General features: G+C 46.6%; 30 protein-coding genes (1 of these 30 cut by a window edge). 27 read left to right on the top strand and 3 right to left on the bottom strand.

The genetic code is table 11. The features are described 5' to 3' along the window. Window position 1 precedes the first annotated feature (1 nt). From rplE to rpsI, 21 genes are all read left to right on the top strand, one after another. Window positions 2–544, top strand: a complete 543-nt coding sequence (gene rplE / locus JOE45_RS14520) for a 50S ribosomal protein L5 (RefSeq protein WP_210019555.1) — start codon at window positions 2–4, stop codon at window positions 542–544. 59 nt (window positions 545–603) lie between these two features. Continuing rightward, window positions 604–789 carry a type Z 30S ribosomal protein S14 gene (locus JOE45_RS14515; RefSeq protein WP_026326663.1) on the top strand — a complete coding sequence of 62 codons (186 nt, stop codon included), beginning with the start codon at window positions 604–606 and terminating at the stop codon, window positions 787–789. Window positions 790–822: 33 nt separating this feature from the next. Next, window positions 823–1,221, top strand: coding sequence for a 30S ribosomal protein S8 (rpsH, locus tag JOE45_RS14510; protein ID WP_210019556.1), 399 nt, complete (start codon window positions 823–825; stop codon window positions 1,219–1,221). Window positions 1,222–1,252: 31 nt separating this feature from the next. After that, window positions 1,253–1,795 (top strand): 50S ribosomal protein L6, encoded by a 543-nt coding sequence (gene rplF / locus JOE45_RS14505; RefSeq protein WP_210019557.1) that lies wholly within the window; start codon window positions 1,253–1,255, stop codon window positions 1,793–1,795. Between the two features lie 62 nt (window positions 1,796–1,857). Further along, the gene (rplR, locus tag JOE45_RS14500; RefSeq protein ID WP_210019558.1) at window positions 1,858–2,226 is read left to right on the top strand and encodes a 50S ribosomal protein L18; all 369 of its coding nucleotides are present in this window, start codon (window positions 1,858–1,860) and stop codon (window positions 2,224–2,226) included. Window positions 2,227–2,256: 30 nt separating this feature from the next. Next, complete coding sequence (gene rpsE / locus JOE45_RS14495; protein ID WP_210019559.1) at window positions 2,257–2,754, top strand: 30S ribosomal protein S5; 498 nt, start codon at window positions 2,257–2,259, stop codon at window positions 2,752–2,754. Window positions 2,755–2,765: 11 nt separating this feature from the next. Next, on the top strand, window positions 2,766–2,954 hold the full coding sequence (gene rpmD / locus JOE45_RS14490; RefSeq protein WP_210019560.1) for a 50S ribosomal protein L30: 189 nt from the start codon (window positions 2,766–2,768) through the stop codon (window positions 2,952–2,954). A 33-nt stretch (window positions 2,955–2,987) separates the two neighbouring features. Then, on the top strand, window positions 2,988–3,428 hold the full coding sequence (gene rplO, locus JOE45_RS14485; RefSeq protein ID WP_210019561.1) for a 50S ribosomal protein L15: 441 nt from the start codon (window positions 2,988–2,990) through the stop codon (window positions 3,426–3,428). Then, window positions 3,428–4,729 (top strand): preprotein translocase subunit SecY, encoded by a 1,302-nt coding sequence (gene secY, locus JOE45_RS14480; RefSeq protein ID WP_210019562.1) that lies wholly within the window; start codon window positions 3,428–3,430, stop codon window positions 4,727–4,729. Before rplO ends, secY begins: the two co-directional genes overlap by 1 nt. Before the next feature lie 88 nt (window positions 4,730–4,817). After that, complete coding sequence (locus JOE45_RS14475; RefSeq protein WP_210019563.1) at window positions 4,818–5,468, top strand: adenylate kinase; 651 nt, start codon at window positions 4,818–4,820, stop codon at window positions 5,466–5,468. Further along, window positions 5,468–6,220 carry a type I methionyl aminopeptidase gene (gene map, locus JOE45_RS14470; protein WP_210019564.1) on the top strand — a complete coding sequence of 251 codons (753 nt, stop codon included), beginning with the start codon at window positions 5,468–5,470 and terminating at the stop codon, window positions 6,218–6,220. Before JOE45_RS14475 ends, map begins: the two co-directional genes overlap by 1 nt. A gap of 8 nt (window positions 6,221–6,228) precedes the next feature. Further along, a complete protein-coding gene (locus JOE45_RS14465) occupies window positions 6,229–6,537 on the top strand; it encodes a KOW domain-containing RNA-binding protein (protein ID WP_210019565.1) in 309 nt (102 codons plus the stop codon). A 2-nt stretch (window positions 6,538–6,539) separates the two neighbouring features. Then, on the top strand, window positions 6,540–6,758 hold the full coding sequence (infA, locus tag JOE45_RS14460; protein WP_009676800.1) for a translation initiation factor IF-1: 219 nt from the start codon (window positions 6,540–6,542) through the stop codon (window positions 6,756–6,758). 94 nt (window positions 6,759–6,852) lie between these two features. Continuing rightward, window positions 6,853–6,966: a 50S ribosomal protein L36 gene (rpmJ, locus tag JOE45_RS14455; RefSeq protein ID WP_003333770.1), complete on the top strand. Its 114-nt coding sequence runs from the start codon at window positions 6,853–6,855 to the stop codon at window positions 6,964–6,966. 16 nt (window positions 6,967–6,982) lie between these two features. After that, on the top strand, window positions 6,983–7,351 hold the full coding sequence (gene rpsM, locus JOE45_RS14450; RefSeq protein WP_210019566.1) for a 30S ribosomal protein S13: 369 nt from the start codon (window positions 6,983–6,985) through the stop codon (window positions 7,349–7,351). A 19-nt stretch (window positions 7,352–7,370) separates the two neighbouring features. Then, window positions 7,371–7,766 (top strand): 30S ribosomal protein S11, encoded by a 396-nt coding sequence (rpsK, locus tag JOE45_RS14445; protein ID WP_013921137.1) that lies wholly within the window; start codon window positions 7,371–7,373, stop codon window positions 7,764–7,766. Between the two features lie 128 nt (window positions 7,767–7,894). Then, a complete protein-coding gene (locus JOE45_RS14440) occupies window positions 7,895–8,839 on the top strand; it encodes a DNA-directed RNA polymerase subunit alpha (RefSeq protein ID WP_210019567.1) in 945 nt (314 codons plus the stop codon). 50 nt (window positions 8,840–8,889) lie between these two features. Next, a complete protein-coding gene (gene rplQ / locus JOE45_RS14435) occupies window positions 8,890–9,258 on the top strand; it encodes a 50S ribosomal protein L17 (RefSeq protein WP_210019568.1) in 369 nt (122 codons plus the stop codon). A gap of 103 nt (window positions 9,259–9,361) precedes the next feature. Then, a complete protein-coding gene (gene truA, locus JOE45_RS14430) occupies window positions 9,362–10,138 on the top strand; it encodes a tRNA pseudouridine(38-40) synthase TruA (protein ID WP_210019569.1) in 777 nt (258 codons plus the stop codon). Between the two features lie 150 nt (window positions 10,139–10,288). Continuing rightward, complete coding sequence (rplM, locus tag JOE45_RS14425; RefSeq protein WP_210019570.1) at window positions 10,289–10,726, top strand: 50S ribosomal protein L13; 438 nt, start codon at window positions 10,289–10,291, stop codon at window positions 10,724–10,726. Window positions 10,727–10,744: 18 nt separating this feature from the next. Beyond that, window positions 10,745–11,137, top strand: coding sequence for a 30S ribosomal protein S9 (rpsI, locus tag JOE45_RS14420; protein ID WP_210019571.1), 393 nt, complete (start codon window positions 10,745–10,747; stop codon window positions 11,135–11,137). 310 nt (window positions 11,138–11,447) lie between these two features. On the opposite strand, the gene JOE45_RS14415 is transcribed toward rpsI, so the two are convergent. Beyond that, window positions 11,448–12,014 carry a mechanosensitive ion channel family protein gene (locus JOE45_RS14415; RefSeq protein ID WP_245246996.1) on the bottom strand — a complete coding sequence of 189 codons (567 nt, stop codon included), beginning with the start codon at window positions 12,012–12,014 and terminating at the stop codon, window positions 11,448–11,450. Between the two features lie 222 nt (window positions 12,015–12,236). On the opposite strand from JOE45_RS14415, the gene JOE45_RS14410 reads away from it, so the two are divergent. From JOE45_RS14410 to JOE45_RS14395, 4 genes are all read left to right on the top strand, one after another. Further along, window positions 12,237–12,929 carry a phosphoadenylyl-sulfate reductase gene (locus JOE45_RS14410; protein ID WP_210019572.1) on the top strand — a complete coding sequence of 231 codons (693 nt, stop codon included), beginning with the start codon at window positions 12,237–12,239 and terminating at the stop codon, window positions 12,927–12,929. Between the two features lie 35 nt (window positions 12,930–12,964). Then, window positions 12,965–14,140, top strand: a complete 1,176-nt coding sequence (gene sat, locus JOE45_RS14405) for a sulfate adenylyltransferase (RefSeq protein WP_210019573.1) — start codon at window positions 12,965–12,967, stop codon at window positions 14,138–14,140. 71 nt (window positions 14,141–14,211) lie between these two features. Then, window positions 14,212–14,970, top strand: coding sequence for an N-acetylmuramoyl-L-alanine amidase CwlD (gene cwlD / locus JOE45_RS14400; protein ID WP_210019574.1), 759 nt, complete (start codon window positions 14,212–14,214; stop codon window positions 14,968–14,970). Between the two features lie 55 nt (window positions 14,971–15,025). Continuing rightward, window positions 15,026–16,141: an Mrp/NBP35 family ATP-binding protein gene (locus JOE45_RS14395; protein WP_210019575.1), complete on the top strand. Its 1,116-nt coding sequence runs from the start codon at window positions 15,026–15,028 to the stop codon at window positions 16,139–16,141. A gap of 29 nt (window positions 16,142–16,170) precedes the next feature. Here the strand turns inward: JOE45_RS14395 and gerD are convergent, their stop codons facing one another. Beyond that, window positions 16,171–16,842: a spore germination lipoprotein GerD gene (gene gerD, locus JOE45_RS14390; RefSeq protein WP_245246986.1), complete on the bottom strand. Its 672-nt coding sequence runs from the start codon at window positions 16,840–16,842 to the stop codon at window positions 16,171–16,173. Between the two features lie 134 nt (window positions 16,843–16,976). Here gerD and JOE45_RS14385 point away from each other — a divergent pair, with 134 nt between their 5' ends. Next, a complete protein-coding gene (locus JOE45_RS14385; RefSeq protein ID WP_210019576.1) occupies window positions 16,977–17,579 on the top strand; it encodes a KinB-signaling pathway activation protein in 603 nt (200 codons plus the stop codon). Between the two features lie 13 nt (window positions 17,580–17,592). Here JOE45_RS14385 and pdaB read toward each other — a convergent pair whose 3' ends face one another. Then, window positions 17,593–18,378, bottom strand: coding sequence for a polysaccharide deacetylase family sporulation protein PdaB (pdaB, locus tag JOE45_RS14380; RefSeq protein ID WP_210019577.1), 786 nt, complete (start codon window positions 18,376–18,378; stop codon window positions 17,593–17,595). A 111-nt stretch (window positions 18,379–18,489) separates the two neighbouring features. On the opposite strand from pdaB, the gene JOE45_RS14375 reads away from it, so the two are divergent. Further along, window positions 18,490–18,949, top strand: partial view of a stage II sporulation protein M gene (locus tag JOE45_RS14375; RefSeq protein WP_210019578.1) — the 5' portion only. The gene runs 152 nt beyond the window's last position; 460 of the gene's 612 nt are visible here — the first part of the coding sequence; the start codon lies at window positions 18,490–18,492; its stop codon lies beyond the right edge, outside the window.

The following is an 18,949-nucleotide window of genomic DNA, read 5'->3' as shown; positions in this document are numbered from 1 at the left end:
CATGGCTGCAAGAATGAAGGATCGTTTTCTTAACGAAATTACTCCTGCTTTGATGCAAAAATTCAATTACACAACGGTAATGCAGGTGCCTAAGATTGAGAAAGTAGTTATTAACATGGGCGTTGGCGAGGCGGTTTCCAACTCTAAAGTGCTCGATACTGCAGTTCAAGATCTTCAATTGATCTCCGGTCAAAAACCGGTTATCACAAAAGCAAAAAAATCGATCGCAGGCTTTAAACTGCGTGAAAATATGCCGATCGGTGCAAAAGTAACGCTCCGTGGCGAGCGTATGTATCACTTCTTGGACAAATTGTTTAACGTTGCTCTTCCGCGCGTGCGCGACTTCCGCGGCGTATCTACCAAAGCATTTGACGGCCGCGGTAACTATACGCTTGGTTTGAAAGAGCAGTTGATTTTCCCAGAAGTAGAATACGATAAAGTGGACAAAGTCCGCGGTATGGATATCGTAATTGTAACAACAGCGAAAACGGATGAAGAGTCCCGTGAATTGTTGACGCAATTAGGCATGCCGTTCTCCAAATAATCGGGACAGGCACCAAAGTGCCGGTTCCCATGGGAAAAACCCAGGAGGTGTAAACTGAAGTGGCAAAAACTTCGATGAAGGTCAAGCAGCAGCGTCCTCCTAAATTTAAGGTGCAGGCCTATACGCGCTGTGAACGCTGCGGTCGTCCGCATTCCGTGCTTCGGAAATTTAAAATTTGCAGAATTTGCTTCCGCGAATTGGCATACAAAGGCCAGATCCCTGGCGTGAAGAAAGCAAGCTGGTAAAACTCATAGTTTCGGGAAGGAGGTTTACAACACATGGTTATGTCCGATCCAATTGCAGATATGCTTACACGTATTCGCAACGCTAACGTCGTTCGTCATGAGACTGTGGAAATTCCGGCTTCGAAGGTCAAAAGAGAAATCGCTGAGATCCTCAAGAAGGAAGGCTTCATTCGTGACGCTGAATATATCGAAGACAGCAAGCAAGGTATCATCCGCGTATTCTTGAAATACGGCGCTAACAACGAGCGCGTCATCACTGGTCTGAAAAGAATCAGTAAGCCTGGCTTGCGCGTTTACGCGAAAAGCCAAGAGGTGCCTCGCGTTCTAGGCGGTCTGGGAATCGCAATCCTGTCCACATCCAAAGGTGTGATGACGGACAAGGAAGCTCGTCAATCCAAAGCTGGCGGAGAAGTTATCTGCTACGTTTGGTAATATTGATTTTGAATGAACGGAGGTGCAAAACATGTCCCGTATTGGTCGCAAACCGATCACGATCCCAAGCGGAGTAAACGTGACTATTGATAACACATTGATTACGGTAAAGGGCCCTAAAGGCACTTTGAGTCGTGATCTGCACAGAGATATGAAGATCAGCGTTGAGGACAATGTCCTTACGGTAGAACGCCCTTCAGATAATAAATTGCACCGTTCTCTTCATGGTACGACACGCAGTGTTGTACAAAACATGGTGAGCGGAGTAACGGACGGATTTGTTAAAAATCTCGACTTGGTTGGCGTAGGTTACCGTGCGAACAAGTCCGGCAACAAGCTGGTCTTGAACGTTGGTTACTCGCATCCGGTAGAAATCGAGCCAGAAAACGGCATTGAATTCGAAGTTCCTTCGAACACGAAGATCATCGTCAAAGGAATCGATAAAGAGCTGGTAGGCGCAACTGCCGCTAAAGTTCGTTCCGTTCGTGAACCTGAGCCGTATAAAGGTAAAGGTATCAAGTACGAAGGCGAGCGTATTCTTCGTAAAGAAGGTAAAGCCGGTAAGAAGAAGTAAGGTTGCGTGACTAAACACGACAACTAAGGCTTCTGATCCAACTCGAAAGGAGTGACTCAAGAATGATTACCAAAAGCGATAAAAATAAAGCGCGTTTGAAAAGACATCTTCGCGTTCGTAAGAAAATTCAAGGAACGACTGAGCGTCCACGTCTCAACATTTTCCGTTCCTCCAAGCATATGTATGCCCAACTGATCGACGACGTTAAAGGCGTAACGATCGCTTCCGCTTCCACGCAAGACAAGGAACTGAAAGAGGGCATCGGCAACGGTGGCAACATCGGAGCTGCTACAAAAGTTGGAGCACTAATCGCGGAACGCGCCAAGAAAGCTGGTGTCGTACAAGTGGTTTTCGACCGCGGCGGTTACTTGTATCATGGTCGTGTCAAAGCACTCGCAGATGCTGCTCGCGAAGCAGGTCTTGAATTCTAATTTAAATTTACACATAAGGAGGTAAAGGACTTGCGTATTGATCCCAATACTTTAGAGCTGACTGAAAAAGTCGTTCAGATTAACCGTGTTGCAAAAGTAGTAAAGGGCGGTCGCCGTTTCAGCTTTAGCGCACTCGTGGTTGTAGGCGACGGCAAAGGTTGGGTAGGCGCTGGAATCGGTAAAGCTTCCGAGGTACCTGATGCGATTCGCAAAGGTATTGAAGATGCTAAGAAAAACCTGATTCACGTTCCTATCGTTGGAACTACTATTCCTCATCTGGTGACCGGACACTTCGGCGCAGGTAGAGTTCTGCTTAAGCCTGCTTCCCAAGGTACAGGAGTGATCGCGGGCGGCCCAGTTCGTGCGGTACTCGAATTGGCTGGTGTAGGTGACATCTTGACGAAGTCCCTCGGATCTTCGAACTCCATTAACATGGTCAACGCTACCCTGGAAGGCTTAGAGCGCCTTAAGCGTGCGGAAGACGTGGCTAAGCTTCGCGGTAAAACCGTTGAAGAACTCTTAGGTTAGGAGGGGATACCATGGCTAAGCAATTGCAAATTACCCTCAAGCGCAGTCTGATCGGTCGTCCTGAGACACAACGTCGTACAGTTACGGCTCTTGGACTCCGTAAGCTGCATCAAACCGTAACACAAGCAGACAATGCCGCGATTCGCGGTATGGTTAACCAAGTAAATCACTTGGTAGAAGTTAAAGAAATCGAAGCGTAATAGCTTACCATATAGCTAGAGGAGGTGCAAACGATGAAATTGCATGAGCTTACTTCTGCTCCCGGTTCTCGCAGTTCCCGCAAGCGCGTAGGTCGCGGTGTGGGTAGCGGTATGGGGAAAACATCAACTCGCGGTCACAAAGGTCAAAATGCGCGTTCCGGCGGCGGTGTTCGTCCGGGATTTGAAGGCGGTCAAAATCCGCTTTATCGTCGCTTGCCAAAACGTGGATTTAACAACCAATTCCGCAAGGAATTTGCTGTTGTCAACGTAGAGGATTTGAACAAGTTCGCAGCGGGTACGGAAGTTACACCGGAAGCTTTACTGGAGTCCGGCATCGTGAAAAACCCAAGAGACGGCATCAAAATTTTGGGTAATGGTGAAATCACGGTTAAATTGAACGTTAAGGCCAATAAATTCTCCCAATCTGCGGTAGAAAAAATTCAGGCTGCAGGCGGTCAAACCGAGGTGATTTAATGTTTCGTACCATATCCAATATTATGAAAGTAGAGGATCTGCGGAAACGTATTATCTTCACCTTATTGGTGCTGATCGTCTACAGAATTGGTGCTTTTATTCCGGTACCTAACATCAACACAGACATACTGAAGCTTCAAGATCATGCCAGCCAAGGCGGCGTTTTCAGCTTGCTTAACACTTTCTCTGGCGGCGCGTTGTTCCAGTTCTCCATCTTTGCGATGGGGATTATGCCTTATATCACGGCATCGATCATCGTGCAGCTGCTCTCCATGGATGTTATACCGACATTCACGCAATGGGCGAAAGAAGGAGAAGCAGGCCGAAAGAAGTTAGGACAGATTACCCGTTACGGGACAATCTTTCTAGGCATCATTCAAGCATTCGGACTTGCAATTGGGTTTAATCGTCTGTATACCGGATTGGTTATCGAACCGACATTTGCGACCTATGCTTTGATTGCCATCGTTCTCACGGCGGGCACTGCTTTTCTGATGTGGTTAGGGGAACAAATCACCGAGAATGGCATTGGAAATGGTATTTCCATTATCATCTTCGCAGGCATCGTGGCTGCAATTCCGACAGGTATTCAGCAAATTTATCAAACGCAATTTGCTGATGCTGGCGGCGCGCTCTTCCTTAACATTGTGAAGATCGTGATTATTGCGCTCGTGATTATCGCGTTGATTGCCGGAGTGATTTTCGTCCAACAGGGCGTTCGTAAAATCCCCGTTCAATACGCTAAGCGAGTGGTCGGCCGCAAAATGTTCGGAGGTCAATCGACGCATATTCCGCTCAAGGTTAACGCGGCGGGTGTCATTCCGGTTATCTTCGCACTTTCGCTCTTGGTGTTCCCTCCGACAATCGCGAGCTTCTGGAGAGGCAATGCGGTTGCCGATTGGATCATCACGAATATGAGTTATACACATCCGCTTGGGATGGTCTTGTATGTTTTGCTAATTATCGGATTCACCTACTTCTACACCTTTGTACAGATTAACCCTGTGCAAATGGCGGACCAAATGAAGAAGAACGGCGGCTACATTCCGGGAATTCGACCAGGAAAAACGACTTCAACTTATCTTACGCGGGTAATGACTAGAATCACCTTGTCCGGCGCGCTATTTCTGGCTGCCATTTCTATTCTTCCAATCATCTTCGGTGCTTTGGCTGGTTTGCCTCAATCCGTACAGATTGGCGGCACATCCTTGCTGATCGTCATCGGTGTAGGATTGGAAACGATGAAGCAAATCGAAAGCCAGTTAATCAAACGCCACTACAAAGGTTTTATTAACAAATAGTGAATAGGTACTGATAGCTGACTTCTTTAGCTATCGGCACCTATTGTGCTGTTAGCATCGAATGATGCGAGTAGGGGAGGAAGTCGTGATGAACATCATCTTTATGGGACCTCCTGGTGCAGGTAAAGGTACTCAGGCGGAACGAATCGTTGACGAGTTTCAAATCCCGCATATTTCGACGGGGGATGCTTTCAGGCTGGCGATGAAGCAGGAGACGCCTCTTGGAGTTGAAGCGAAAAAATATGTTGATCAAGGATTGCTCGTCCCGGATGAGATTACGATCGGGATTGTTCGTGAAAGACTTGGGTTGCCGGATTGCAGTAAAGGATTTCTGCTTGACGGTTTTCCGCGGACCATCTCCCAAGCGGAGGCGCTTGACGGAATAGCTGCTTCGCTGGGTAAAAGCATTGAGCACGTGATTAACCTAAAAGTGGATCGAGATTTATTGCTTGCCCGTTTAACGGGACGTAGAATCTGTAAATCTTGTGGTGCTACGTATCATATCTTGTTCAACCCCCCTGTGCGTGAGAGTACTTGCGACAAATGTTCTGGTGAGTTGTATCAACGTTCGGATGACAACGAAGAAAAAGTAGGGACTCGTTTGGACGAATATATCAATAAAACCACTCCGCTTTTGGAGTACTATCGTAACAAGGGAATATTGCGTGAGGTTAACGGTGAGCAAGAGATAAATACAGTTACTGCACAAATCAGTTCACTATTGCGAGGGCAAGCGTAATGATCATTTGTAAGTCTGCCGCTGAATTGGAATTGATGCGGGAGGCCGGCCGTATTGTAGCCGACACCCATCGAATGCTTCAAAAAGCCATTCAGCCCGATATTACAACCAAAGAGCTCGATCAAATCGCAGAAGACTATATTCGTAGTCAGGGTGCAATTCCGTCTTTTAAAGGGTACAATGGTTTTCCTGGAAGTATCTGCGCTTCGGTCAACGATGAATTGGTTCACGGCATACCCGGTCAAAGAAAGCTGAAGGATGGCGACATAATTAGTATTGATATCGGTGCGCAGTATAAGGGATACCATGGGGATTCCGCTTGGACTTACGGTGTCGGAACGATTTCTGATACGGCAAGGAAGCTTTTGGAGGTGACCGAAAGGTCGCTGTTCGCAGGCATTGCTGAAGCTAAACCGGATGTCCGGCTGTACACGATTTCTAACGCCATTCAGAAGTGTATTGAGAATGAAGGTTTTTCGGTTGTCCGAGAGTATGTAGGACATGGAATTGGAACCGAACTCCACGAGGAGCCTCAAATTCCGAATTACGGTCCAGCCGGTCACGGCCCAAGGCTCAAACCCGGCATGGTACTCGCGATCGAACCAATGGTTAATGTAGGGGAACGATATGTTCGGACCTTGGAAGACGATTGGACGGTCGTCACAGTGGATGGCAAACTGTGCGCTCACTTTGAGCATACCATAGCGATTACGCCGGACGGTTACGAGATTTTGACGCTTCCCGGTACGTAGGATACACGATGGAAACATCGAATATGCCTGAAATCGGACAAATCGTAAGGGTGAATCGGGGACGAGATTCCGGGAAGTATGCCGTCATTATCGGCGTCGTAGACCAACGATACGTGTGGATTGTGGACGGCGGCAAACGGAAATTCGATGAACCCAAAAAGAAAAATATCATTCATCTCGAGCTCTTGCCAGCGGTCAGTTCTGAAGTAGCTGATAGTCTGCGGGAGACCGGTCGTGTTACGAATGGCAAATTGCGATTTGCACTCCACAGCTATGTGGACAATTTATCTGCACAAGCGCTAGAGAAAGGAGAATGACTGTGGCCAAAGAAGATGTGATTGAAGTTGAAGGTACAGTGATTGAACCTCTTCCGAATGCAATGTTTAAAGTGGAACTGGAGAACGGTCATAAGATACTTGCTCATGTATCGGGAAAAATCAGAATGCACTTTATCCGGATCCTGCCTGGTGATAAAGTGACAGTTGAACTTTCGCCCTATGATTTGACCAGAGGCCGTATAACCTATCGTTTTAAATAAATGTACGCTAATGAAGTAAGCTTTTCTCTTGAAAAAATCAGTAATGCTTACGAAGAAAGTTTTTCTCACGAAAAACTCTTAGGAGGTAACCACCATGAAGGTTAGACCATCGGTCAAGCCGATTTGCGAAAAATGCAAAGTCATTCGCCGCAAAGGGAACGTTATGGTAATCTGTGAAAATCCGAAACACAAACAAAAACAAGGCTAAGGAGGTGCAGGTGTAAATGGCACGTATTGCTGGTGTAGACTTACCACGTGACAAACGGGTAATCATCGCTTTGACTTACATTTTCGGTATCGGTAGCAATACCGCTCAGAAAATTGTTGCTCAAACCGGAATCAATGCAGACACTCGCGTTCGCGATCTGACGGAGGATGAAGTAAGCAAAATCCGTGAAGTGATCGACAAAACGCTGAAAGTGGAAGGCGACCTGCGTCGCGAAATCGCATTGAACATTAAGCGTCTCATCGAGATCGGATGCTATCGTGGCGTTCGTCATCGCCGCGGCTTGCCAGTTCGCGGTCAACGTACTAAAACAAATGCTCGTACGCGTAAAGGTCCTCGTCGTACGGTAGCTAATAAGAAAAAATAGTAAAGGAGGTAACTCGTAAATGGCTAAACCTAAAAAAGTTGTTCGTACTAAACGTCGTGATCGGAAAAATATCGACTCCGGAGTGGCACATATCCGCTCCACGTTTAACAATACCATCGTCACCATCACGGATCCGCACGGAAACGCAATTTCTTGGGCGAGCGCTGGTAACCTTGGCTTTAAAGGTTCTCGTAAAAGCACTCCGTTTGCCGCTCAAATGGCTGCTGAGTCCGCTGCGAAAGCCGCTATGGAGCATGGGATGAAGGCCGTTGAGGTTATGGTTAAAGGACCGGGCGCAGGTCGTGAAGCAGCGATTCGTTCGCTTCAAGCCGCTGGGCTCGAAGTCAACCTGATTAAAGACGTTACTCCGATCCCTCATAACGGTTGCCGTCCTCCGAAACGCCGTCGTGTCTAATTCAGGATCGCTAAGTCATGGTGGTATATTTATCCAAAAGTTGTGAATACTATTTGGATAGGCATACTGCGCGTCTTATACGTCTTAAGTTATCCAGAGGGAAACGACGTTTGAAGGAGGGTTAACCAATGATCGAAATCGAAAAGCCGAAAATAGAAACCGTACATTCGAGCGAAGACGGCACCTACGGCAAGTTTGTCGTAGAGCCTTTGGAAAGAGGATACGGAACTACGCTGGGTAACTCTCTGCGCAGAATCCTGCTTTCGTCTTTGCCGGGCGCCTCTGTGTCGTCCGTGCAAATCGACGGGGTGCTGCACGAGTTCTCTACAGTTCCGGGTGTCATGGAAGATGTTACGGAGATTATCCTTAACCTTAAGGGGCTATCGTTGAAGATTCATTCCGACGAAGAGAAGGTTCTTGAGATCGATGCCGAAGGTGAAGGTGCTGTTGTGGCTGGCGATATTCGCGGCGATAGCGATGTGGAAATCCTGAATCCGGATCTGCACATTGCTACGCTGTCCTCCGATGCCCGGCTTCATATGAGAATTCATGCGAACCGCGGCCGAGGATATGTAGCGGCGGACAAAAACAAGCGCGAAGACCAACTGATCGGCGTAATTCCGATTGATTCGATCTACACTCCGATAACTCGTGTCAATTACAGCGTGGAAAACACTCGCGTCGGTCAAGTCACCAACTATGATAAACTAACCCTCGAAGTCTGGTCCGATGGTAGTATCCGACCTGAAGAAGCCGTAAGCTTGGGTGCTAAAATCTTAACCGAGCATTTGATGCTGTTTGTCGGTCTAACTGATGAAGCTAAAGATGCTGAAATTATGGTCGAGAAGGAAGAGGACAAGAAGGAGAAGGTTCTCGAGATGACTATCGAGGAACTGGATCTCTCCGTCCGCTCTTACAACTGCCTGAAGCGTGCCGGCATCAATACGGTGCAGGAATTGATTACGAAAACGGAAGAAGATATGATGAAGGTCCGCAACTTGGGTCGTAAATCTTTAGAGGAAGTCCAAGAGAAGCTGGAAGAGCTGGGTCTTGGCCTCCGTATGGAAGATTAAACTTTAAGCATGCGTATCGTTTATTAATTGAACAGAAGGAGGTTGCACACATGGCAGCATACCAAAAGTTGGGTCGTGATTCCAGTTCGCGTAAAGCTTTATTTCGTGACCTGGTAACCGATTTATTCATACATGAACGTATTCAAACGACGGAAGCGAAAGCGAAAGAACTTCGTTCAATCGCAGAAAAGTTGATCACTTTGGCTAAACGCGGAGATCTGCATGCACGTCGTCAAGTAGCTTCTTTCGTTCGCCGTGAAGCAGCGAATGAAAATCAAGATGCCATTCAGAAACTTTTCTCGGACTTGGCTCCTCGCTACGCAGAACGTCAAGGCGGATACACCCGGATTTTGAAGCTGGGTCCTCGCCGCGGCGATGCAGCACCAATGGTTTATTTGGAACTTGTAGACCGAGTTTAAGAGAAAAAGAATGGGAAAGGGTGGACGGGATCTTAGGATTCTGATGAAACCCTTTTTTTTGTAGTCAAGAAGCGCGAATGGACATACGCACGGGGGGCGCGCCGTGAGAAATATCTGCATAACGATCAGCTATGACGGTACTGCATACAACGGATTTCAAACGCAGCCGGAGAAAAAAACGGTTCAGGATCATTTAGAGCATGCCATATTGAAATTGACCGGGGAAGAAATTAAACTAACATCATCAGGCCGGACGGATGCAGGGGTTCATGCACGGGGTCAAGTAGTTAATTTTTATACGAGTTCCTGTATACCCATAGAACGCTGGTGCCTTGCGATAAATTCCTGGCTCCCTCGAGATATCATTGTTTGGGATGCAATGCAGGTGGCTGACGGTTTTCATGCCAGGCGATCGGCTAAGCAAAAGACATACCGGTATACGATACGCTGCGGCAGGTATATCGATACGTTCAAGCGTCACTTCGAGGTTCACCACCCGACGTCCCTCAATGTAGAAGCGATGCGAGCAGGTTTGAATCAGCTGATAGGGGAACATGATTTCACATCCTTTTGTTCAACTAGGTCAGTGGCTCCAAGCCATATCAGGAACATATATGACGCTTGGATCGAATGTGAACCGGTGGATGAGGACCTGCAATCTTTCGCTATGCATATTTATATAACCGGCAACGGTTTTTTATACAATATGGTACGCATTATAACAGGCACCCTGATTCAAATCGGCGAAGGAAAGCGCCAAAGCTCTGAGATGCGTAGCATTTTGGAGGCTAAAGACCGTTCTATGGCAGGACCGACGGCCATGCCGCACGGATTGATGCTGTGGAAAGTTTTTTATGGGGAAAAGCCGAAACACTATTGATTACTGCATGAATATGTAGTACTATATTAAGTGGTGTTTCATGACTGGCTACCCCACGGCCCCGGGTCTTGCAAACGACCATTTGACTATTGAACATATGAATGATTGTTAAATGACTGTGATGAAGATAGATTTAGGAGGAACATTTACATGCGTACCACATATATGGCGAAGCCAAATGAAGTAGAACGCAAATGGTACATTATCGACGCTACTGACAAGACGCTTGGACGTCTGGCCAGTGAAGCGGCAAGTATCCTGCGCGGCAAGCATAAGCCTCAATTCACTCCGCATGTTGATACCGGCGATTTCGTCGTAATCATCAATGCTGAGAAAATCGTTCTGACTGGTAAGAAGCTGCAGAACAAAATGTACTATCGTCACTCCTTGCATCCTGGCGGTTTGAAAGTAACTTCCGCAGGAGAAATGCTGAAGAACAAGCCGGAGCGTGTGTTGGAATCGGCCATTCATGGTATGCTTCCGAAGAACCGTCTGGGCAATCGTATCAAGCTAAAGCTTAAAGTATATGCAGGTTCGGAGCATCCGCATCAAGCACAACAACCTGAAGTTTGGGAACTTCGCGGTTAATAAAGGGAGGACTGTCTTGTGGCACAAGTACAATATTATGGCACCGGTCGTCGTAAGCATTCGGTAGCACGTGTTCGCTTGGTACCGGGCGAAGGCCGCATCATTATTAATAAGCGTGGGTTGGACGAATACTTCGGTTTAGAAACGCTGAAGTTGATCGTCAAACAACCATTGAACCTCACTGATACATTGTCAAAATATGATGTATTGGTCTTGGCACACGGCGGCGGTATTTCCGGACAAGCCGGAGCCATTCGTCACGGTATTTCCCGTGCACTCCTCAAAGTTGACCCGGAATACCGTGGCACTTTGAAAAAAGCCGGTTTCCTTACTCGTGACCCACGGATGAAAGAGCGTAAGAAATACGGCTTGAAAGCCGCTCGTCGCGCTCCTCAATTCTCGAAACGTTAATTATTGCTTTGATCAAAAAACCTCTCCGATAAAACGGGGGAGGTTTTTTTATATTAATACTTGTCAATTGCTTGAGGCCCTGGTTTGTGCAGGCTCAAAATCCCAGTCCTTGCGTTCCACGTGACGAGGGTAAGAGATATGGATTCCTAATCTTTAACTCACTGATAAGAGCCTTGCGAATTTCATTGCAGGCCGTCCAGTCCAGTAATGATCGTCCTTAACCAAGCTGGTAACGGTATATTTGGCCCCTAGGGCATTAATCTCTAGATCGGTAATGCCATATAACTGAGGCGGCTCGACCGCCTGGCCTTTATCGTCTAACAAAAACATTTGTGGCATCGCTGCAATGAGGCGTGATGAAACGGCATGGACTACCTTTTTCGATATCCGCTATGTCCGTCTCATATGGCACTGTGATGTTTACAATGGCCCGCATGCGCTCGCGGTTATAATTCTGACTGATGCGTATTTCCGAATTTTGAATGACAACCACATGCTGTGCCCAAATACGTATTTTTGTGGCTCTTAGCCCAACACTTACAATCGTACCGTTGATTTGACCGTTGTTAATCGTTACATAATCTCCAACAGAGAATTGATCCTCGAAAATAATGAAAAATCCGGTGATCAAATCCTTCACAAGTTTTTGTGCACCGAAGCCTACAGCTAATCCGCTGACCCCTGCGCCAGCAATAATGGGGCCTACATCTAACCCTACATTACTCAGACACATGAGAAATGCGATAATAACTAACACATATCTCGTAAAGGATAGCAGCAGTGATTCAAGCGTGTTTCTTTGCCTTGGCTCTAAACGGGCCAAAATAAATATACGTGAAATTAAGATTTTGCGTACCTTCAGCATGAACCAAGACATATCAAACCTCCCCATATCGAATTCTCTTTTCATTTTACTTAAAACTTTGAGGGTGCTCAAATTTCTTTTCACCGATTAGGCTGTTCGTTAATAAAATATGATAAATGCCCATATAAAAGAAAAATTTAAATTGACAAAAAGTTGTGAAGAGTTATAATAAAAAACAAATACAATAAAACGCATTAACTTACTCGGAATTAAACTTTAGGAGGCACTTATATCATGAATTTGTTTGAAAAAGAAGCTTTGATTAGTCAAGCTGCGGATGACTTTGAGCATAAAAGTCCTGAGGAACTTATTGCCTGGGCGGTAGAAAGATTCCCTAATATTACGCTTGCCTGTAGTTTCGGGCCGGAAGATGTAGTACTTGTCGACCTGCTCCAGAAGGTTAGCCCGAAAACGGACATTTTCTATCTCGATACGAATGTACATTTTAAAGAAACGTATGAAACCCGTGACCGTCTGCAGCAGCATTATGGCGTAGAGTTCGTACAAGTGCTTCCTAAACTTACGCTTGAAGAGCAGGCCCAGAAATTCGGTGAAGAGCTATGGAAGAGTGAACCGACCCAATGCTGTAATATTCGGAAAGTGGATCCACTCACCGATATACTTAAAAACTATGATGCGTGGATTACGGGGATTCGCCGTGACCAAGCTCCTACACGTGCCAACGCTAAAAAAGTAGAGTATGATGTGAAGTTCGGTTTGGTAAAATTCAATCCGCTTGCAAGCTGGACATCCGAGGATGTATGGAATTATATTAGAAATAACAATATTATTTATAATCCGCTTCATGATCAAAACTATCCTAGTATCGGATGCGAGCACTGCACACGTCCGGTAGCAAATGGGGAAGACCCTAGAGCAGGTCGTTGGGCGGGCTTTGAGAAGACGGAATGCGGTCTGCATAAATAATATAGATCATACGGATCATAGGAGGAACGTAAGTGATGGGAGAAACCATTCGACCACATGGCGGTATGTTAATTAACCGTCTCGTAGAAGGAGAGCAAAGAGACAGGCTGCTGGAGCATGCCAAAGGCTTGTACCCATTAAGAATCAATGCATGGGCCATTTCAGATTTAGATCTGATCGCCGTGGGAGCTTTTTCCCCATTGACGGGATTTATGGGCGAGCAAGATTATCAATCCGTCGTGGAACGGATGCGGCTCGCCGACGGAACAGTATGGAGCATTCCGATTACGCTTGGTGTACAAGACGAAGTGACTGAGGATCTGGAGCCAGGACAAGAGGTTGCGCTTGTGGGTGAGAAGGATGGCGTCATTTATGGCATTATCCAAGTGGAAAGCATGTATAAAGTGGACCAGAAGCATGAGGCCGTCAAAGTTTTCAAAACGGATGATACTGAGCATCCGGGTGTGCAAAAGCTGTATTCGAAGCCTGCAACGTATGTCGGCGGCCCAGTGCAAGTACTGAACCGACCGAAGCCGGAGAAATTCGAGGAGTTTTATTTTGACCCGGCTGAGACTCGTAAAATCTTTTCGGATAAGGGGTGGAAGACGGTGGTCGGATTTCAAACACGTAATCCGGTTCACCGTGCTCACGAATATATCCAAAAAAGTGCAATGGAAATCGTGGATGCACTGTTCTTGAATCCTCTCGTTGGGGAAACCAAATCCGATGATATTTCCGCTGACGTACGGATGCGCAGCTACCTCGTATTGCTTGAAAACTATTATCCAAAGGATCGTGCGTTCTTGGGTGTGTTTCCTGCCGCTATGCGTTATGCAGGACCTCGTGAAGCCATTTTCCATGCGATGGTGCGTAAAAACTACGGGTGCACGCATTTCATCGTTGGACGCGATCATGCAGGTGTAGGGGATTATTACGGTACTTATGAAGCACAGGAAATCTTCAGTAACTTTACGGCTGAAGAGATCGGAATTACGCCTTTGTTTTTTGAACATAGCTTTTTCTGCACCAAGTGCGGCAACATGGCTTCAAGCAAAACTTGCCCTCATGGTAAAGAAGATCACCTTCACTTATCGGGAACAAAAGTGCGCGCGCTGCTGCGGGAAGGTCAATGCCCGCCTCCGCAGTTCACGCGTCCGGAAGTGGCGGAAGTGCTCATAGAAGGTATGAAGGAGCCTGAATATCAGGTATAAGCAGCTGGTCTAATTATCCACCTCGTCCCATAAGATGAAAGTGAGTCTATGGGATGCGAGGTGGATTTTTCATGTTCCGAAGAAGAAAGAGGGTCGTTATCTGGCTGACGATGCACAGCGGCATTAAAATTGTCATGTCCGCCCTGCTGGTCGCTCTTATGCTGTTCATGCTCACTTATGAGCTCCCTTCGACCAAAACATGGACCTATTGGACAATGCCTCTTTCAGGGAAAATCATAGCTTTGGATGCAGGTCATGGGGGGCCGGATGGAGGAGCCCGGAGCAAAGACGGATTGGATGAAAAGGACGTAAATCTGGCCATCACAAAGTATTTGCGGGATTATCTTCAGCAGGCGGGGGCACTGGTGGTGATGACACGTGAGGATGACAGGGATTTGGCAGACCCGTCGACCAAAGGCTACAGCCGCCGTAAGACAGAGGATCTGTTGAAAAGGGCAGAATTCATATCACAATCAAAGACAGATTTATTTTTAAGTATTCACTTAAATAGCATACCATCTGCCAAGTGGTCCGGCGCGCAAACGTTCTATTATCCGAATCATGCGGACAATGTTTCACTGGCCGCGCTAATTCAAGACGAAATGAAGAGAAACTTGAAGAATACGGACCGGGTGGCCAAGCAAGCGGATAAAGAAATTTATCTGTTGAAAACACTCAAAATGCCGAGCGCTTTGGTGGAGGTCGGGTTCTTGTCTAATCCAGGGGAAGCGGCATTGCTAAGAGATCCGTCGTATCAGAAAAAAGTAGCAACTTCAATCTATCAGGGTATACTTCGCTACTATTCGGGGGAAAAGGTGGGATCGAGTTAATTTTATGGTATAATAAGCACCAGCGTACATAACAACTAACGGCTGAGGTGACGATGTGTTAACCAAAGAACAGTTGCTGGCTTCGGTAAGTCAGTTAAGGGATCCTGAATACGGCATAAGTTTAGCCGAATTGAATTTCGTTCGTGATGTGATGATCAAGGAAGCTCATGTATCCGCTACGGTCCTGCTTTCCAAAGAGAGTGAAGAATATAAGGAACGCGTGCAGCAGGAGATTATGGAAGCGTTCAAGAAGGCCGGCGCGGAGCAGGTGCACCTCCGTTTGCGACCTCTATCCGATTATGACCGCAGCGAAGCGTTACGCAAGGTTCAGGAGACAGGCAGTACCGCTGGGGCGCAAGCTGAGGCTCCGAATGCTGCCAAAGCATCCCTGAACGTATTGGACCCGCAATCTGGCGTTAAATTTATTGCCATTGCTAGTGGCAAAGGCGGCGTCGGAAAATCAACGGTTACCGTGAACTTGGCAGTTGCGTTAGCAAGACTAGGCAAGAAGGTAGGCTTGGTGGATGCCGACATTTATGGCTTTAGTATTCCGGACATGATGGGAATCGAGGAACGGCCCCAGGCTGCCGAGAACCGTATTGCTCCTGTAGAGCGTTTTGGTGTGAAAGTCATTTCGATGGGCTTCTTCGTAGAAGAGAATACGCCCGTGATTTGGCGAGGACCGATGCTTGGTAAAATGCTTAAGAACTTTTTCAGCGAAGTAGAGTGGGGAGAGTTGGATTATATTCTTCTTGACTTGCCGCCAGGCACGGGAGACGTTGCTCTTGATGTTCATCAGATGATTCCCCAAAGCAAAGAAATCATCGTTACCACACCGCATGCCACAGCAGCATTCGTAGCAGCCAGAGCAGGAGCCATGGCCATTCACACCAATCACGAAATTCTCGGTGTTGTCGAGAATATGTCGTATTATACTTGCGGCAAATGTGGAAACAAGGACTACGTATTTGGCCGGGGAGGCGGAGGGAAACTTGCGGAGGAGCTTCATACAAGCCTTCTGGCCCAAATTCCGCTTGGTGTACCGGATAATCATGTAGCTGAGCCGGACTACTCGCCATCGGTCTATAAAGCAGATACCGAGACCGGACAAATATACAAAGATATGGCGGAGCAAGTGATTCTCCAGTTAGAGGGAACAAGACAGGCTTAAAAACCTGTCTTGTTTTCTTTTTAGCCGCCTTACTGGCCACCCTGTTGATTCCCGCCGCCTCCTTGACTACCGCCCTGGCCTCCGCCACCGCCACCGCCACCGCCACCGCCACCCGAAGATTGTTCCTTAGGAGTAGACTCTTCCTGCAGCACCTTTTTCATCAAGTCCATCATTTCCAGACGAAATAATGGACTTTGAAGTGATTCTTGAATGACGGCTTTCATTTGGGCTCGATAGGGTGTGCCTTTCATCGTTTCAAGTAGCATTTTTTCAAAATCAGGACTTTTCATGGCATCCATCATTTGTTTTTGGTATTCAGGGTCCTTCATCAAGTCTTTTTGCAATTGTTTTGTATCTTTTTCGATGGCTTTAGCAAACTGCCCGGCAAACTTCGGATCAGTAATCATTTTTTGCAGAAACTGGTTGCTCTGTGTATCGACAAGTACATCCTTTACAGCCAATTGCAGCTGCTGCGTATCTCCGGCAGAAAGCAATTGAAGCTTGCTGTTTTCATGAATTGTAGCCTCTTGGATGGCCTTCCGACCGTCTTCCGTCTTCAGTATGTCGAGAACCATGGATTTGGTATCCTTATAGTTGCCGCCACCATTGCCGGATGAAGCTTGAGTATCGGAACCGCAAGCGGTTAAGAAGCCGACGATCAGAAGAACGGGTGCTAAACGAATCCATAGCGTGATCATCATTCAGGGCTCCCTTCATGTCATTTTGAGCATAGTATTTGTATTGAATGACGGGTTTAACACAATTGTCGTTAGCTTTTTATTGTGAAGGTTGGTACAATTAACTGTTGAAATGACATATTTGGAGGTTAGCGGTTGTGACAATAAGAAAATGGTTTTACCTGTTTTGGACCACACTGTTCATTGGGGCGATAACTGCGGTCGTTACCGGGCTTATTCTGCAGTTTTCGGACCAGCAAGTGGCACTTGGCGGCAAAGAAATCGGGTTCAGCATGTTAACCATGCTTCTTGGTGGCGCCACGATCAGCGTTCTGAGCCAAATGGGCTTTTTTGCATATCTGATTCTTCGCTTCTTGTTTATGGGGATGTTTCGTCGTAAGTGGATTTGGGATATGCTTCAAGTCATTATTATTGTCATTGTGTTGTTCGATTTAGTGTATTTACGTTATTCGGGAAGCGATGGGCAAACGGCATGGGCTGGATATTTGGTGCTCCCAGTCATTTTGACGATCGCCTCGTTCATTGTATCTTGGTGGAAGGTCAAGCTCACTAATCAGAACGCATGGACCCCCACGTTGTTTTTTATGATCGCGGTCACAGCGATCGAAGCGATTCCGTCGCTTCGTTTGGACAACCCGGCATCCACTATATTTATGTTGGTCCCGCTGTTTGCGTGCAATACCTGGCAAATTTTAATTCTACCCAAAGTGCTCGGAACAACAAATAAAGAGCCGCTGTAACGGCTCTTATGTTTTATTGAATTTGTTTCAAAAGGGTATCCTCGACGGGAGGCTTGTTCTCGACTTGAGCTATTTTCATGAGCTGACTGACCGAGACAAATTCGTATCCCTTTTCACGAAGCTTGTCGATAATCTCCGGAAGGGCTTCATGGGTTTGCTTGGAAGAATCGCTGGCATGGAGCAATACGATATCACCCGGATGGGCCTTAGTCACAACACGGTTGATGATGTTATTCACTCCCGGATTTTTCCAATCCATGGAATCGGTATCCCATTGAATAATCGAATAATGTAATTCATTTGCAATTCGAAGTACACGTTTATCGAAATCACCATTGGGCATACGGATCAAATGCGGCGAGGAACCGGTTACTTCATTTAAAATTTGGTGGGCGGTTCGAATTTGTACGCGGATTTCTTCATCATTCAAGCTGCTGTAATTCACGTGTTTATGGCCGTGACTGCCGATTTCCCAACCGCCTTTAACAATTTTATCGACAATTTCCGGATGCTCCTTGCTCCAAGGAGAAGATAGGAAGAAGGTGGCGTTCTTGATTCCTTTATCTTCAAGAACTTTGAGAATGGGTTCGGTACGTTTCTCCCCCCAACTGATGTCGAAGGTGAGCGCAATGATTTTTTTGTCAGTAGCAACGCTATAGACGGCGGATGGTTTGTCTGGTGAAAACACGGTAACATTTTCTCTTTCCGAATAAATGATTCCAGCGGCGAACAGGATAGCTACGGTGATGATGAGCGCCTGTTTCAGCTTTTTGCCGTTGATGACATAAAAATAATTCACATGCTTGGCCTCCTTTGCCCATCTCGATCGGAAAGGCTTGTTTATTAAGTGTTTAGTAACAATCTATGCTCGTACCATTAACTTATGCTTAAAATGGAGGAGGGATCGCAGATGAAATGGAAACATGCCGTGGAACAAATAAAATCAATGAAGCATTATTTTATAGCTTCCGCTCTGGTGTTTTTGGCAGGGATGTTAATGGGTGCTTTGTATTCAGAACAATTTCAAGCCTTTATTAATACGCAGTTGGAAGCATTGAAGCGGATTACAGAAACTATAGCAGAGCAACCGAATCAGAAGTGGTCGCTATTTTGGCTTATCTTCTGGAATAATGCGTCGAAATCGCTGTTGGTCATCGCAATGGGCTTATTTTTCGGAGTATTCCCTTTATTCTTTTTGGTTGTGAACGGGCTGCTTCTCGGTTATGTGGCCGTAGTGGCGGCGCAAAAAGAATCCTGGCTATTTGTACTCAAAGCAATCGCGCCGCACGGAATTCTGGAGCTGCCAGCGATCATTATCGCTTGTGCTTTCGGGCTTCGTCTCGGAGTGCTAATGCTCAAAATGTGTATGT

The sequence above is a fragment of the Paenibacillus sp. PvR098 genome, assembly GCF_017833255.1.
GTDB lineage: Bacteria > Bacillota > Bacilli > Paenibacillales > NBRC-103111 > Paenibacillus_G.
This window is presented reverse-complemented; position numbering and strand designations above follow the sequence as displayed.